At 54.6% G+C, this 1,042-nt stretch carries 1 protein-coding gene; it reads right to left on the minus strand.

Annotation, left to right across the window (positions count from 1 at the left end; genetic code table 11):
• On the minus strand, window positions 1–1,042 hold a 1,042-nt coding region (locus AT710_09895; protein KUO89547.1), incomplete at both ends, for a hypothetical protein.

Below are 1,042 nucleotides of genomic sequence, written 5' to 3' on the forward strand. Positions count from 1 at the left end.
TAACCCGCCCACCGGCTTTATGTTTAGGTTCCTTAATGTGCCCGTTAGCCTTGTTATGGCGTCGTTTAGGTTTCGTGGGGTTATGGTTAACGGTTCCGTTGACCGGTCAACCACGTACACCTTGACCGCCCTACTGCTCAGTAGGGCCGTAGCTATGGTTAGTATCAATGCCTCCCCAACCCTGTCCAGGATTTCCTTGTTTGATGCGTAGGGTACTAGGGCTATGTTTAACTCGTCTGCCTCCTGCCTAAGCACCTTAATCACGAGCCTCCTAAGCTTAAGCGTCTTCTTCCAGTGAACCTTCCTAACCGGGTCCCCTGGGGCGTACTCCTTAACCTCCACATCCCCAACATCCCATGGGGGGAGCCTCGTAACCATTGCCGTTGCGTACTCGGCCGCTGCCCTAAGCCTAGGAATCACGGTTATCGGTGGGTGCCTAACAACCCTCTCCACGGCTACAAGGCCCCTGGAGTCCATTAACCTAACCCTGAGCCTAGGCCTCCTCACGCCGCCCAGTTGGTAAAGGGCCCTAACCTTAACAGTGCACTGCCCGTTTATGGCCAGTTTAGGCGGGTTTATGGTTAAGCCTTCGTTGCTTACAAATTCAAGCATCGCCTTAATCCTCGGCCTGGTGGTTAACGTTAAGCCGTAGTCCAATGGCGCCCCGGCTATGGTTTCAAGCCTCCTGCTTGGCGTTAGGCTGATCCTAGACGCCTTCAGTGCGAGCCAGGTTGCAAGTGGTGTTAGGGTTACGTAGGCTAGGGGTGCTGCGTAGTTTAATGCCTGCATGGGGTTGATTAAGGCCGCTGAGACCAATGCTGATGCCGATAGGGCTGTTGCGTAAACCCACCAGGGCCTTGTGTTGCCGGTAACCTTCAGGGCTGAGTCAAGGATGAGGGTCATCGGTATGGAGAGGGCTAGGCCAATTAAGGGCTGCATCAACCCGATGATGGCTAGGCCAAGCAGGATTAACTCAAGGTCAAGCCCCCTACCCCAGGTGGCTAGGTTAATGGCCAGGAGCGCCAATGAGGCTATTAGGACT

It is taken from the genome of Thermocladium sp. ECH_B (assembly GCA_001516585.1).
GTDB lineage: Archaea > Thermoproteota > Thermoprotei > Thermoproteales > Thermocladiaceae > Thermocladium.